The 14,516-nt window shown below is 71.4% G+C and carries 12 protein-coding genes; 5 read left to right on the top strand and 7 right to left on the bottom strand.

Translation table 11 applies throughout. The annotated features are described in order from the left end of the window. Positions 1-134 precede the first annotated feature (134 nt). Positions 135-1,304, bottom strand: a complete 1,170-nt coding sequence (locus AC5L38_RS32775; protein ID WP_495246686.1) for a DUF418 domain-containing protein — start codon at positions 1,302-1,304, stop codon at positions 135-137. Positions 1,305-1,522: 218 nt separating this feature from the next. On the opposite strand from AC5L38_RS32775, the gene AC5L38_RS32770 reads away from it, so the two are divergent. Both AC5L38_RS32770 and AC5L38_RS32765 read left to right on the top strand, forming a co-directional pair. Then, positions 1,523-1,792: a hypothetical protein gene (locus AC5L38_RS32770; RefSeq protein ID WP_495246685.1), complete on the top strand. Its 270-nt coding sequence runs from the start codon at positions 1,523-1,525 to the stop codon at positions 1,790-1,792. Positions 1,793-2,078: 286 nt separating this feature from the next. Then, a complete protein-coding gene (locus tag AC5L38_RS32765) occupies positions 2,079-4,307 on the top strand; it encodes a polysaccharide lyase 8 family protein (protein ID WP_495246684.1) in 2,229 nt (742 codons plus the stop codon). A gap of 81 nt (positions 4,308-4,388) precedes the next feature. Here the strand turns inward: AC5L38_RS32765 and AC5L38_RS32760 are convergent, their stop codons facing one another. Next, entirely contained in the window at positions 4,389-4,715 is a 327-nt protein-coding gene (locus AC5L38_RS32760; protein WP_495246683.1) for a hypothetical protein, read from the bottom strand. A gap of 447 nt (positions 4,716-5,162) precedes the next feature. Here AC5L38_RS32760 and AC5L38_RS32755 point away from each other — a divergent pair, with 447 nt between their 5' ends. Then, positions 5,163-5,420, top strand: a complete 258-nt coding sequence (locus AC5L38_RS32755) for a hypothetical protein (RefSeq protein WP_495246682.1) — start codon at positions 5,163-5,165, stop codon at positions 5,418-5,420. A 112-nt stretch (positions 5,421-5,532) separates the two neighbouring features. On the opposite strand, the gene AC5L38_RS32750 is transcribed toward AC5L38_RS32755, so the two are convergent. The 5 genes from AC5L38_RS32750 to AC5L38_RS32730 all read right to left on the bottom strand — a co-directional run bounded on the left by AC5L38_RS32750 (position 5,533) and on the right by AC5L38_RS32730 (position 12,342). After that, positions 5,533-7,152 carry a pectate lyase family protein gene (locus AC5L38_RS32750; protein WP_495246681.1) on the bottom strand — a complete coding sequence of 540 codons (1,620 nt, stop codon included), beginning with the start codon at positions 7,150-7,152 and terminating at the stop codon, positions 5,533-5,535. 536 nt (positions 7,153-7,688) lie between these two features. Next, positions 7,689-8,318 (bottom strand): hypothetical protein, encoded by a 630-nt coding sequence (locus AC5L38_RS32745; protein WP_495246680.1) that lies wholly within the window; start codon positions 8,316-8,318, stop codon positions 7,689-7,691. Continuing rightward, complete coding sequence (locus tag AC5L38_RS32740) at positions 8,305-9,906, bottom strand: extracellular solute-binding protein (RefSeq protein ID WP_495246679.1); 1,602 nt, start codon at positions 9,904-9,906, stop codon at positions 8,305-8,307. The genes AC5L38_RS32745 and AC5L38_RS32740 overlap by 14 nt, the downstream gene beginning before the upstream one ends. A 119-nt stretch (positions 9,907-10,025) precedes the next feature. Beyond that, positions 10,026-11,192 (bottom strand): toxic anion resistance protein, encoded by a 1,167-nt coding sequence (locus tag AC5L38_RS32735; RefSeq protein ID WP_495246678.1) that lies wholly within the window; start codon positions 11,190-11,192, stop codon positions 10,026-10,028. A gap of 34 nt (positions 11,193-11,226) precedes the next feature. Then, positions 11,227-12,342, bottom strand: a complete 1,116-nt coding sequence (locus tag AC5L38_RS32730) for a hypothetical protein (protein WP_495246677.1) — start codon at positions 12,340-12,342, stop codon at positions 11,227-11,229. 222 nt (positions 12,343-12,564) lie between these two features. On the opposite strand from AC5L38_RS32730, the gene AC5L38_RS32725 reads away from it, so the two are divergent. Then, positions 12,565-13,425, top strand: a complete 861-nt coding sequence (locus tag AC5L38_RS32725; RefSeq protein WP_495246676.1) for a 3-methyladenine DNA glycosylase — start codon at positions 12,565-12,567, stop codon at positions 13,423-13,425. 435 nt (positions 13,426-13,860) lie between these two features. Then, the coding region (locus AC5L38_RS32720; RefSeq protein WP_495246675.1) for an endo-1,4-beta-xylanase at positions 13,861-14,516 on the top strand (656 nt) is incomplete at its 3' end.

Raw genomic sequence — 14,516 nt, 5'->3', positions numbered from 1 at the left:
CCTTCCGGGGGCCGCGCGGACGGGTGTGACCGGCCCGTGGCCCGGCGCGAGGGCGGGTGCCGGTCGGTGCCCGGCGCGGGGGCGACCCCGGCCGATCCCCGCGAGCCGCTCGGACCGTCCGGACCGTCCGGTCGTCAGCTCCAGTTCGTCAGGCGGCGCAGACCGTACTCCACGGGACCGTAACGGTGGCCGCGCAGCCACCACGCGCTCAGCGCGAGCAGCACCGCGTAGACCACGACGGCGACGCCCATCACCCCGAGGGGCGGGATCCGGCCCATCAGGCCCAGGCCGTACCCGGTGAAAACCAGGCAGAGCAGCACGGACTGGCCGACGTAGTTGGACGCCGCCACCCGGCCCGCGGGGGCGAGCACGCCTCCCACCGCGGGGAACCGCCTGATCAGGCGGAGCAGGGTGACCACGTAGGCGGCTGCGAGAGGCACCGAGGTCGCGAGGGTGAGCGCCAGCGCCACCAGCTCCGTCGTGTCGCCCCGGCCGGAGACCGTCGCGTGGAACACCCCCGTGGGCAGGCCGAGGCCGAAGCCGATCCACTGGACCCTCGTGAGCAGGTGGGCCCACCGGTCCGGCTCGTCGAACAGTCGCCTCTTGCCCGCCGCCAGGCCGAGCAGGAACAGGGCCATCGCCATCGGCCCCTGCAGCAGCCAGATCATGATCGCTACCTGTGGGTACTGCGTCAGGTGCAGGCCCAGGTAGTCGAGAGGGCCGCCGGTGGTGGCGGCGAGGATCCGCGCGGTCTCCGCGGCCAGCGCGCCGTCCGCGCCCGCGGGGGGTGGGCCGGGTACGAGGGCGACCAGACCGGCCAGGAGCAGGGCGAGGATGGACATCAACGAGATGAGCACGGTCGCGGCGATCGTGGCGGCCCGCACACTGATGTTGCGTGCCGCCAGCAGCACCAGGCCCAGCGCGGCGTACAGGGTGAGGATGTCGCCCACCCACAGCAGCAGCCCGTGCAGCACGCCGATCACGAACAGGCCGAGGCACCTCCTGAGGGTCCTGGCCCGGACGCTCGCCCCGGCGCGTTCCGCCGAGCGCATCTGCAGGGTGAAGGAGTAGCCGAAGAGGAAGGAGAAGATGACGTAGAACTTGAACTCGAACAGGGCCTGCACGACGAACTGCACCGGCCCGTGCTCCCCGCCCCCGATCCCGGTCCCGCCGGTCATCGCTCCCAGCAGCCCGGGGTCGCCGAAGAACTCGATGTTCACGACCAGGATGCCCGCGAGGGCGAACCCGCGCACCACGTCGATCTCGTGAATGCGTCGCCCGTCCGGCACGCCCTCCTGAGTCATGTCTCCGACATTAGGAAGACATCGCCGCCACCACAATGATTTTTGACGCGAGCGATATCGACCGAAATCCGTCACTCCAGGACGGTGAGTCCGTACGGTTCCCCGTGCCAGGGGCGCCCCCGTGGGAAAGACTCTCCCGGCGATTCCGGGAGCCGGGCCGGACACGGCGGGTGTCGACGGGTATCACCAGGTCAGGGGAGTGCGGTCGTCCTCGGGGTATGGACCTCACCGAGGACGACCACGGCCCGGAGGCTGCCATGACCGCGTACACCCTGTCGATCGTCGAAGGCGACACCGGCGGCGTCTCCTCCGGCGACGACATCTTCTCGCCCGCCTCCCCGGTGGACTTCAGCCAGCTCGACCCGTACACCCTGCTGTGGCTGACCGAGCACGGCTACGAGGACGAGGGAAGGCGGGTCGTGGTGACCCCGGCGGGCCGTGAACCCGAGGGGGTCCGCGTGGTCGCCTCCCGCGACGTGGATCTCTGACCTCCGGCGACGGCGCTCACGAACCCGGACACGAGGATGGCCCCGGCCGGGACGGGAGAGACCACACGGGGGCAATACGGCGTGGTATCCGCGGTAAGGGAGATTTCCGCCTGACAATCTAGGCGTGGACCGACATTCCCGGAGATCGTTTCTTCAGCTCGGTGGTGTCGCCGCGGCCGGGGCGCTGATCCCGGCGCATGACGCGCATACACGAACCGCGTACCCACAGACTGCGCCGGGCACGTCGGCCGACCCCCTCGCCCCGCTGCGCCACCGGTGGCGGGACGTGACGGCGGGGTCGGGGTTCGACGCGACGGCCGAGCCGTACCGGACCCGGCTGGCGAGGCTGGGGACGAGAGCGGCCGGATACCGGGACACCATGGCCCCGGCCGGCGCGTCGCTCTGGCCCGGCCTGGCGTTCCCCTCGCTCGGCGCCACCCCGGCCCGGCTGCGGACCATGGCCCGCGCGTACGCCCTGCCGGGGACCGGCCTGACCGGCGACGCGAACCTGGCCGCGGCCGTCGCGGACGGCATCGACCACTACCGGCGGCGGGTGTACGCGGCGGGTGCCGACGAGGTCGGCAACTGGTGGTACTGGCAGATCGGCACCCCCAGGAACCTCCTCGACGCGGCCCTGCTGATCGGCCCGCACCTGGCGGACCCGCGAAGCCGGGCGCTGCGGGAGGCGGTGGACCACTTCGTCCCGGAGTGCCGCCTGGACGACTACGACGGGACCAGCACCGGGGCCAACCGGGTGGACCTGTGCGTGGTGACGCTGCTGCGGGCCGTCCTCGGTTCCGATCCGGCGAAGGCGGCGCTGGCGGTCTCCGCGCTCTCCCCGGTCTTCCCCCACGTCTCCGAGGGCGACGGGTTCTACCGGGACGGCTCCTTCGTCCAGCACACGACCGTCCCCTACCAGGGCACGTACGGAGCGTCGCTGCTGTCCGGTCTCGCGACGCTGTTCGCGGTGTTGCGCGGCTCGCCGTGGGAGGTCGTCGACCCGAACCGGCAGGTCGTCTTCGACAGCGTCGAGAGGACGTTCGCCCCGGTCGTCCACGACGGCTTCTGCATGGACCTGGTCAGCGGCCGGGCGGTCGGCAGGCGGCCGTACGGCGACCACGACAGGGGGCGGGCGATCGCCTCCGCGATCCTGCTGCTGGGGGAGACGGCCTCCGCCGCCGAGCGGTCGCGCTGGCAGGGCATGGTGAAGGGGTGGGCGCTGCGGAACACCCACCGGCCCATGCTCGAAGCGGCCGAGGGCGACGACCTGGGGTTCCACGCCCGCCTCGCCGCGATCCTGGACGACGACGCCGTACCCGCGGCGGAGGAACCCGTGGGGCACCGGCTGCCGGCGATGAGCGCCCGCGCCGTCCACCGCGCCCCGCGCACCGGCCCGGCTCGCGGTGCGCGCGGTGCGCGCGGCGGGCCCGGCTGGTGCGCGGGCCTCAGCATGGCCTCCCACCGCATCGGTCACTACGAGCACGGCAACGGCGAGAACCTCCGCGGCTGGCACACCGGCTCGGGGATGCTCTACTGGTGGGCCGACGGCCACGGCGACCAGTACTCCGACTCCTTCTGGGCCACCGTCGACCCCTACCGCCTGCCGGGCACGACCGTCTCCACCCGGCGGCTGGCCGACGGCGCCGGTGAGGCGTGGGGTGACACCTGCCCGCAGGGCCGCTGGGTGGGGGGCGCCACCGACGGTGCGTACGCGACGGTCGGCCAGCACCTGAACGGCTTCGAGAGCACCCTGGAGGCCTTCAAGTCGTGGTTCTTCCTCGACGACGCGGTGGTCTGCCTCGGTGCCGGGATCACCGCCGGGGACGGCGTACCGGTCGAGACCGTCGTGGACAACCGCAGGACCGGCGCGCCTCTCGTCGTGGACGAGGGGCGGGGCTGGGCGCACCTGGAGGGGCACGGCGGCTACGTGCTGCCCTGCGGCACCCGCCTGCGCACGCTGCGCGAGGAACGCGCCAGCGGCCGGGACCGGGTGACCCGGAGCTACGTGACCCTCTGGCTCGACCACGGTGTCGACCCCGTCTCGGCGGGCTACGTGTACCTCCTCCTGCCGGGCGCGAGCCTGGCGGAGACCCGGGCCCGCGCCGCCGACCCCGACTGGGCGCGCGTGCTCGCCAACACCGCCCGGCGGCAGGGCGTCCGGGTCCCGTCGCTCGGGATCACCGCCGTCAACTTCTGGAACGACGGAGCCACCGGGGACATCTGGGCCGCCGGAGCCGCCGGAGCCGCCGGGGCCGCCACCGGGGATCTCGCCGCCTCCGCCCCGTGCGCGGTCCTCGTCAGGGAGCTCGGCGACGGTACGGCCACGCTGACCGTGTCGGACCCCCGGCGCGACCTGGACGAGCTGACCGTCACCTGGAACCGGCCGGTGGCCGGGGTGCTCCGCGGGCACCCCCTCCTGGCGGGTGCCACGACCGGCGCGCGGCTCACGCTCACCTTCGGACGCCTGGCGAGCCGGGGCGGCGCCTCGAACACGGTCACCGTGCGCCTCGGCTGACGGGGACGCCGGTCGGGGTGGTGGCCTCGGCCCGGGGGACGAGACCACCGGGGCGCGTCGTCCTTCCTGGCGTCGTCCTTCCTAGAGGAGGCCGAGGTTGCCGTAGCCGAGGAGCGGCATGCCGTTCCCGAGGCCGATCCCGTTCCCGGTCCCGTCCCCGAAGCTGAGGCCGCCCCCGTTCCTGAAGCCCATCTCGTTCCCGAAGCCGCCCCCCATCCCGTTCCCGAGAAGGCCACTCCCGTTCCCGAAGCCGGTGCCGCCCCCGGTTCCGCTCCCGAGGCTGAGGCCGAGGCCGTCCCAGGGGTCGGAGGGGGACGCCGTCGCGTGGGCCGGGCCGACGGCCAGAGCGGGCGCGGCCAGGACGGCGCCGAGAGCGATCAGCCCGGCGGCGATCGTGATGCGGTTCATTGCTGTTTCTTCCTTTCGGACAGGGGCGGCCCGCGTCGCGCCGACCACCCCACCGTTGCTGTGAGCGCCAATGGGACTACTCGGAGTGAGCATGTTCAAGCTTGGGGAGAGTCTGGAAGTGTCCGCCAGAGTTCGGGGCACTCCCGCAGCTGTCCTGCCTCGGACGGAAGGGGGGAGGGGACCGCCACGCACCCGCCCCACCCCTCCCACTCGGCCCGCCCGGACGGAGACCGCCCAGGAAGCGACGAGCCGGACGGGACGGCACCGGTGCGACGGTTCCCGGATACGAGGGACCGGCGTTCCGGGACGATTACCGTCCGGGTGGCCGCCCGTCCCGGGCGGCGCTGACGAATCTGGCCGTTCCCGCCTTACCGATCATCAAGCCCGGCACGATGGGAGGCCGTCACGCGCGACCGCCTCATCCGCGAACACGAGCAGGAGGACATCGTGGTTCCCAGGTGCGAGCAGCTCGGATCCGCCGATCTCACCGCCTGGCGGGTCGTTCCCGGCGAGACCGGCCACGAGGAGAGCGAGACCGGCGTCCGGGCGGTCGCCGGAGGTGACGGTGACGTTCACCCGCGGGTTCTCGACGCGGAGCGGCCGGGGAAGGTTGCCGGGTTCGTCGTCGAGCCGGTCACCGGGCACGCGCACCGGCTGCGGCCGGAGGGTGCCCCGGCCGATTTTCACGAGGGTGGACTCCGGTGACCAATCCGTCGATGTTTCCCGGAGTCACTTTCCGGGGCCCTGCGGGCGACGCGGTGAACCGCCCGCAGGGCCTCGATTCCGGGGGGCCCGGGATCACCGGGACCCCGGGGGATCAGGTGCCGATCTTGCCGACCCCGGACCCCGCGCTGACGATCGCCTTCACGGAGTTCGGGTCGTCCAGGGTGTAGCCGTAGTACGAGCTCGCCTCCTGCACGCTGCCGCTGCACTCGGGCGGGCCGGAGTCGTCGAGCACGTTGTTGCGCGCCACGCACCTGCCGGCGGTACCGGCGTAGGTGTTCGTCGCGGGCACCTCGACCCGCTCGAAGTAGTTGCCCTCGACCAGGCATCCGGCGTTCAGCTGGCAGGCCACCCCGACGTCGGTGTTGTAGACGTAGTAGTTGTTGAACACGTGCACCGGCTCGCCGAACCGCACCCGCGGGTTGCGCTGCGGGGTCTGGTCGAACCAGTTGTGGTGGTAGGTGACCTTCAGGCGGCCGACGTCCTGCGCGCTGTTGCCGTCATCGTGGCCGAGCAGCATGTTCTTGGTGTGGTCGTGCGTGTGGTTCCACGACACGGTGACGTACGACGAACCACGCTTGATGTCGATGAGCCCGTCGTACCCGTCGGCCAGGTCGTTGTGGTCGATCCAGACGTGGTGGGAGAACATCTGCACGTTGATCGAGTCGTCGTTGGCGTTCCGGAACGACAGGTTGCGGATGATGACGTTGTTCACCGCGTTCGCGGGCGGCGAGGTGACCGAGTTGTCGAGGGGGAGGCCGACGTTCAGGCCGCCGCCGCTGATGCCGCCGGTGGAGCCGATGCCCACGATCGACTTGTCGGAGGTGACGTTGTACATCCCGGCCGGAACAGTGATCATCCCGCGTACGCAGATGTTCAGCGGCCCGCTCTGGCCGATCGCGGAGATCAGCTCGCTCGCGGTGTCGACCTCGACGGTCGGCCCGCCCGCGCCGCCGGTGGTCCCGTTACGGCCCCAGGCGTTCACCGAGGCGAACCCGACGGGCGTCCCGGAGGTGGGGCAGGAGCCCGGGGGCGGCGACACTGTGGGCGTCACCGTGGGCGTGACCGGCGGCTCGCTCGGCCCGCCGCTGTCGGTCACCTGCACGTCGTCGAACGAGGCGCTCGCGTAGTAACCGGCGAGGCCCACCTTGCCGGAGGAGAAGGTGGAGTCCGTCGCCGAGACGACCTCCACGTTGTTCACGAAGCCGCGCAGCGTCGTGCCGAACGCCTCGAGCCTGAGGGTGTACCAGGTACCCGGGGTCACCGTCGCCGCGGCCGAGTCGAGGGTCGCCGGGGCGCCGCCGGTCCGCTTGCCCAGGACGACCGAGCCCGAGTTGCTCAACCCCAGGTAGTAGTAGTTGCTGGAGCTCTGCGCCCTGGCCAGCACCGCGACATAGCGCCCGCTGCCGTTGAACGCGATCGGCTTCACCCGGGCCTGCACCGCCTGGCCCGACCAGCCGGTGCCGACCACCGTCCTGGCGTCCGCGCCGGTCCCGGACTGCCGGTACACCTGGGAGCCGTCGGCCACCACCGACCAGCTTCCCCCGGACTTCGACCAGCCGTTGGAGTTGCCGTCCTCGAAGTTGTCGGAGAACAACGAGGCGGCGAACGCGCTGGGCATCGCCACGAGCACCAGCGCCCCGATCACCGCGAGAGCGAGGGACGTCGCGAGCGCGATGAGCGGCGAACCGCCGAGCCCTTTCCTTCTTCGCACCGTGGAACCTCCAAGTTCCGTCAGTACCGACCGGCCGTGCTCCCGGCCCGGTCGGCCATGGCCTCGCGCCGGGACCGAACCGGCGCCGCCGGCACGTGCCGCACTCCGCGGTCACGCGCCCGCGTCGCCGGGGCCCGGCGAGCGGTGTCCGTCGGGCGACGTGCGAGCCCGCCTCCGGCCCCCTGGATGAGGGCTTCGGGCATGGCTGACCTGCGGCGGAGTACGCCGAGCAGACCCGTCACGTCGCTCTTGGACGAAGGGTGGGAAAGCGCTATCCAACTCTTTTCGCACTTTTACGCCCCGAGAAAGGTGCGGGTCAAGCACCCAGTTCGCCTTGGGGCCGCCGACGCCCTGGCTGTTCCGGTCAACGGAACGCTGTTCCCCCAGGTGGAACGCGTTGAAGGCGGGGCGAAGACGGCGCGAAACTCTTTTCGCGAACGCGCTCACCGAACGCGCTCACCGACCGCGGTCGTCGAAGGCGTTCACCGAAGGCGCTCACCGACCGCGGTCGTCGAAGGCGTCGTCGGGTGGCGGGGTCAGAGGTCCAGGCCGGAGCCGCCGAACCGGTCCCGCAGGAACCTGCCCTGGTCGCGCAGGGCCTGCTCGTCACCCCGGTAGACCGACTCGGCCACCTCGCGCAGCCGGGTGTCCAGCAGGTCGAGCTGGGCGAGCAGCTCCTCGTGCGCGCTGCGCTCCCGCTCGCCGCGCCGCGTGAGCGCGCGGGAGCGGGGCAGGTTCGCGTACGTCTCCAGGCTGGACGGCAGGTAGTCCCTGATCGTCTGCGACACGATGTGCAGGTGGTCGGGCGAGGAGGTGAGCGTGTCGGCCCGCCGGAGGATGTCGCGCAGCACCTCGGCGAGCGCGCCGACCCTCGTCGTCACGTCGTCGGGGAACCCGTTCTTGCCGACCTCGGCCAGCAGGGTGTCCAGGTCGGCGATCAGGCTCCGCGACTCCACCTCCGCGTGCGAGATCGTGAGCCTCACCCGGTCCGCCGGGGCGAGCAGCGCCCCGACGCCGTACAACCCGGCGACCACGACGGGCCAGAACGTCCCGGCGACGCCGAGGAAGACCAGGACCACCCCGACGAGCGCCAGGGCGCACCCGGCGATGTTCCTGGCCGATCCGGCGTAGGCGAGGATCCGCCCTCCCGGGCTACTGGTAGCCACGGATCTCCTTGAAGGCCGTGGCCAGCGACCCCTGCCGGGCGTCGAAGGTCGCCCCGCCGGTGAGCTCGGCGATCCGCCTCATCTCGTCGACGTCGCTGTCGCCGAAGAGCACGACGAACGTCCGGAACTTCACGGGCAGTGACGCGTAGTAGGCGGCGAAGTCGTCGTACGAGCCGCCGTCGGTGTTCTCGCCGTCCGTCATCAGCACGATCGAGGTGAAGTCCTCCGACGGCGAGGACCGCACCTGCTCGTAGGCGGCCCGCAGGCTGTCGAAGATCGCGGTGCCGCCGTCGGCCCGCAGTCCCTCGCCGTAGGAGCGGATCCGCTGGAGCACCGGTTCGGCGTCACGGTCGGGCAGGGTGAAGGTCCGCGGGGTACCGGGGCCCGTGTTGAACGGGATCATCGTGACCGTCTCGCGGTCGCGGAAGCGTGAGAACGACCCGCTGGCCGAGGTGTCGGCGCCCGACAGGGCGGTCAGCGCCTGCTTGAGCGCGTCGATCCGCTCCCCGCGCATCGAACCGGAGGTGTCCAGCACGAACAGGGTCCGCGACGGCCTGCGCACCTGGTTGAGGTAGACGCCGATCAGCTCGTCGGCCGCGTCGCGCCGGTTGGGGAAGGGCAGCTCCACCAGCGACGCGGTCCCGAAACGCGGCTCCGGCCTCACCTCGGGGACGATGGGCCTGCGGTGGGTGGTGGTCATGATCTCCCGCTGGATCTCCGGCGTGCGCAGCCAGGCGGCGAGCTTCCCGTACAGCTCCTTCTTCTCCGGGGGCGCTGAGCTCAGGAGCGTGAGCGGGTAGTCGGCCGTCACCACCCCGTCGCCCGGATAGACCAGCGTGAGCGGCTCGGGGAGTCTTCCGGAGGCGTTCAGGCCGAGCAGCACGGACTCGTAGTTCACGAGCCCGTCCACCTTGCCCTCCTTGGTGTACGCGTCCGCGAGCCACCCGGAGGAGCCGGAGGTGAGCGTCTGCGCGGAGAAGAACTCCTTCAGTTTGGGGGTCACCGCGGTGATCTGGGCCTCCTCCAGGGCCTCACCGGCGTCGGAGAGCGCCGCCGTCACGCCGACCAGCGCCGAGAACCCGGAGTTGGACGCGGCGGGACTGGTCATGCCGAAGGTGAACTTCCCGGCGCGCGCGGCCGAGGCGATGTCGTTCCAGGTCACGGGCCTGGCGTCCCACCCGAGCTCGCGGGCCTTGGACGCCTTCAGGCCGAGCAGCACGGGCGAGACCATGACCTTGGTCTGGGTCGAGAGCCGCGCGGCCGCCCCGTCGATCAGCGAAAGGTAGCGGTTGGAGGAGAACCACGTCGCGTCGTACCGCCCGTCCGCGCCGCCGCTCGCCACCTGGTCGGCCCCGTCGAGTGTTCCGGCGTACGACAGCGTGACCCGGACGCCGACGGCGTCCTGGGCCCGCCTGAGCAGCGGTTCCAGGTCGCCGACCTCGCTTCCCGCGAGGACGCGGAGCACGTCGGGGCCGTCGGCGGGGGTGCCGGGCGTGTCAGGCGTGCCGGCTCCGCCGCACGCGGCCGACGCCACCAGCAGGACCAGCGCGGCGAGCGCCCAACCGACCCGGCGACCACCCGCCCGCACACCGAGCGCCGATCCGGCCGTGCGGGAACCGGGTGACAGGCCGGATGCCGATCCGGCCGGGCGGGAACCGGATGACAGGCCAGGTGCCGGGTGGCAGTCCGGTGACGGCGCCGGGCCCCTCATCGCGGGAGCCCCTGGTCGTCGCCGCGCCGGGAGCGCTCCAGGTACGTGCGCGCGTGGTCCAGCTCGACGGTGAGGCTGTCCACGGTGATCGCCATGTTCTCCACGGCCTTCGCCTTGAACGTGTCGATCATGTCCATGGTGGCGTAGATGTTGTCGAACGCCTTGCGCAGCGCGTCCATGCCGACCGTGGTCGAGGCCGCCTGGGTCTGGACGTCGGCGGCCTGCGTGCGCAGCATCTCGCTGGTCGCCACGATCAGGTCGGAGGTGGTGGCGTTCAGCGCGGTGATCTGGTCGAGCACGAGTTTCTGGTCGGCGAGGGCCTGGGCCACGGTCACGGCCGTGCGCAGCGCCGCGACCGTCGTCGTGGTCGCCCGGTCCACGCCCTTGACCAGTTCGAGGTTGTTCCTGCGGACCAGGTCCAGCGCGAGGTACCCCTGGGCGGACACCGCGAGCTGGGTCAGCAGGTCCTGGTGCTTCTGCCGGATGCCGAACAGCGCGTCCGAGCGCAGGGCGGTGGCCTTCTCCGGCTCGGCCGCCTCGACATACATGATCTTCTCCTCCACCGCGGCGTCGAGGGCGGCGGCGAGCAGGGCGTACTCCTGCAGGCGCTTCATCGACTCCCACAGGCTGGTCTTCTCGCCCTCGATGGCCGCGTTGTCCTTGCGCAGCTCGTCCTGCCCGGACTTCAGGGCGCGGATGATGTCGTCGAGGTGTTTCTGCGCCGACCGGTACTTCGCGAAGTAGTCGCGCAGCCTGTCGCCGAACGGGATCAGCCCCAGCAGCTTCCTGGCCGGGCCGGAGGTCTGCTTGGGGTCGAGGTCGACGATCGTCCGGCGCAGCGCGACCAGCTGCCCCGCCACCGCCGCCTGCGCGTCCCCGCCCTCGCCCCTGACGGACGCCAGCGCGGCCACCGGGCGCCTCAGCATGCGGTTCGCCACCTGGGAGGAGGCCCGGATCTCCGAGTCGCCCATGGAGGTGATGTCGTGCACCTTCTGAGTGAACTCCGGCGACCTGGGGTCCAGGCCGCCCAGTTCCTCGGCGAAACCGCGGGCCTTCTCCGCCAGTTCCGCCTCCCGCTCCTCCGGGACCGGCAGCATGGTGGCCGCCTTCTCCGCGGGCACCTTGGCCACGGGTTCCGGCGGGCTGAGCACGAGATCGCTCACGGTGGTCTCTCCTCGAAGCGCTGGGAGGGTGAGGTCAGGGGGTGGGTGAGGGGACCGCTCCGGAGCGGTAGAGCGTCTCGACCGCGGAGATCATGCCCTCCAGCCGCTCGTGGTCGGGGGGTTCCACCACGTCGACCAGGCCGGGGGGCAGCGGAGCCCCCACCTTCGCCACGAGGTCGTCGAACGCCCTGGCGGCGGCGGTGCGGAAGCCGTACAGGGCCGCGAGGCGCCCGAGTTCCGGGTCCTCCTGCAGGAGCCTGCCGACCTCGGTGCCCCGCTCGCCCAGCGGTACGAGCGTGTGCTTGCTCAGGACCGTGGGCGAGGGGTAGAGCAGCCGCATGTCGGGGCGGATAGAGCCGTCCCCGGCGAACAGGCGCGAGGCGTACTGCGCCTCGTAGATCACGACCATGGGCGTCTTCCCCATCCCCAGGGACAGGTAGTCCTCGAACGGCGCCTCGGTGGAGGTCTCGGAGTATCCCTGGTCGAGGAAGAGGGGGGCTACGGTCCGGGCGACCCTGGTCCCCTGCCCGTCGGAGGTGACCACGTCGTCGCCGTTGGCCACGTAACCGGCGATCGAGAGGTACATCGCCGCGGAGTTGGAGGTGCGGATGTCGGTGGTGGTGAGCAGCACGCGCTTGCGCGCCGGATAAGCGGTATTACCCGGTAATTTGTCCCACCGAGTGCCTTTAGCCACCAGATCCAGATATTTCTGGATATCGAGCACCTGATAACCCTGACCGGAGTCCCGTACGACACCCGCCCTGGTGAGCACGTCCACGATCGGGGTGAAAGTGGCGATCGCCATGGGCGAGGAGAACGGCGCGAACGTGCGGGTGGCACCCCGGTCGCGCCTGATCTTCTCGGCCGCCGGAGCGCTGGACGGGAACGCGAAGCCGTACTTCCCCAGGTCCACCGAGGTCGCGATCTGGCGCGATCCGGCGGTGTCGACCTCCACCCGGAGGCCGTGCGCGGCGAAGGCCGCCCGCACCCTCGGATCGTCGAAGAACGGCTTCTTCTCCGATCCGATCACCCCCCGGACCAGGGTGAGCTCCCGCGTCTCCGCGTCGCCGTCACGGTTGCCCACCACGATCGCCGCCACCACGGCGGCGCCGAGGAGAAGTGCCAGCCCGACACCGATCCAACGCCTCATGTGATTCCTCGAAGGCTTGCCCCATACCGCTATGAAATAGCGGTTGTATTTGAATTATGTGATTGATGACGACAGTGCGGAGCGAGGCACTCACAACGTATTGACAATTCATTTTCCGTTCACCGTTGCGCCATTCGGCGGGCGCTCGCCGTCGCCGCACCGGGCCGCCGGGCGACCGGCCGGGGCGGACGGGCACCACCGGCCCGCGCGTACCATTCAGCGGTGGAGGTTCTGGAACCGGAGGAGTGGCGGGCGCGGGCGGAGGCCCACCGGCGGCGGGTCGAGGTGTGGGCGGAGCCGCACCTGGCGCGCAGGGCGCGGGGCGAGGCCCATCCCATCGAGGACTTCCTGTTCACCTACTACGGGCACCGGCCGGCGCGGCTGCGCAGGTGGCACCCGGGCGCCGGGGTGGTCCTGAGGGGGGCGCGCGACTTCGGCCGCGACTACCTCGACACCCCCGACGGGGCGACGCTCGACGTCGCGGCGCTGATGGAAAGGCGCGGGACCTCCATCGAGTGGATCATGCGGCTGCTGGCCGCCACCGCGTCACGGCCGGGATACTTCGGCTGCTTCGGCCTGCACGAGTGGGCGATGGTCTACCGGGCCGAGGAGGTACGGCACGGTTCCTGGCCGCTGCGGCTCAGCGGGGAGGAGATCGCGGAGGTCGTGGAGCAGCGGGGCGTGCGGTGCGGCCACTTCGACGCGTTCCGCTTCTTCACCCCCGAGGCGCGCCCGCTCAACGTGCTGCAGCCGACGCGGGAGCGGCAGCCTGAGCTGGAGCAGCCGGGCTGCCTGCACGCCAACATGGACCTGTACAAGTGGGCCTACAAGCTGTCGCCGCTGGTGAGCGGTGAGCTGGTCGCCGACTGCTTCACGCTGGCCCGCGACATCCGCGCCGTGGACATGCGCGCCAGCCCGTACGACCTGAGCGCCCTCGGCCACCGGGCGATCCGGATCGAGACACCCGAAGGACGGGCCGAGTACGCCGCCGAGCAGCGGGGGTTCGCCGAGCGGGCGAGGCCGCTGAGGCAGCGCCTGCTCGACACCTGCGAGCGGCTGCTCGCAGGCGCCGGTCCCCGCTGATCCGCCACAGGTCTGATCCGCCACAGGTCTGATCCGCCACAGGTCTGACCCGCTACAGGTCTGACCCGCCACAGGGCCGGGCACGCCCCGTCCGGTGCGGGCGTCGTGCTGAAACTTACATCCGCCGTTCCTCGTCCCGGCGTGACGAAGCCGCAAGGTTTCAGGAGGCAGGGACAAAGGTTGGGAGATGTACGAGGTATGTCCGTCAGGGCGGGCCAACCGAAAGTTTCTGGGCTGCCTTGACGTATTTCGGGGAGGTTTCCAGACTGAGTCCCCAAGGCGTCCTCCCACGGCCGGGTCGGTGGTGCGCAGCAGGGCCGTCGCCTGCGACGCCCCGGTGGTGTGTGCCTCCCCGGAAATGGGCGCGGCGTCGAGTTCGCGGGGGTGTCCCCCCACGTTCCCGCTTTCCCGTGACGCATTTATGGAGGCTCAGGCATGGGCACAAACGCCATACCCCCGCCCGGCACCCGGCGACCCCTCGGCGGTCTTCGCCGGGTCCTGACCGTCGGCGCTCTGGGCACCCTCGTGCTCGGCACGTTCACGGCGGTGGCCGGCCAGGTCTCCGCCGGTGCCGCTTCCGGCGCCGCCTCCGTCAGCGCGGCGGCGTCCACGCTGGGCGCGGCGGCCCAGCAGAGCGGCCGCTACTACGGCACCGCCATCTCGACGAGCAGGCTCGGCGACTCGCAGTACACCACGATCGCCAACCGCGAGTTCGACATGATCACCGCCGAGAACGAGATGAAGATCGACGCCACCGAGCCCAACCAGAACCAGTTCAACTTCTCCGGCGGCGACCGGGTCTACAACTGGGCGGTGCAGAACGGCAAGCGGGTGCGCGGCCACACCCTGGCCTGGCACAACCAGCAGCCGAACTGGATGCGGTCGATGGAGGGCAGCTCGCTGCGCCAGGCGATGATCAACCACATCAACGGCGTGATGAACCACTACAAGGGCAAGATCTACGCCTGGGACGTCGTCAACGAGGCCTTCTCCGACAGCGGCGGCGGCCGGCGCGACTCCAACCTGCAGCGCACCGGCAACGACTGGATCGAGGTCGCCTTCCGCACCGCGCGCGCCGCCGACCCCGCCGC

Source organism: Streptosporangium nanhuense (genome assembly GCF_059358815.1).
This window is presented reverse-complemented; position numbering and strand designations above follow the sequence as displayed.

Coding starts and splice junctions, on each gene's coding strand:
- AC5L38_RS32730 (WP_495246677.1), bottom strand. CDS start 12,342: ATGAGGCGTTGGATCGGTGTCGGGCTGGCACTTCTCCTCGGCGCCGCC.
- AC5L38_RS32770 (WP_495246685.1), top strand. CDS start 1,523: ATGGACCTCACCGAGGACGACCACGGCCCGGAGGCTGCCATGACCGCG.
- AC5L38_RS32775 (WP_495246686.1), bottom strand. CDS start 1,304: ATGACTCAGGAGGGCGTGCCGGACGGGCGACGCATTCACGAGATCGAC.
- AC5L38_RS32760 (WP_495246683.1), bottom strand. CDS start 4,715: ATGAACCGCATCACGATCGCCGCCGGGCTGATCGCTCTCGGCGCCGTC.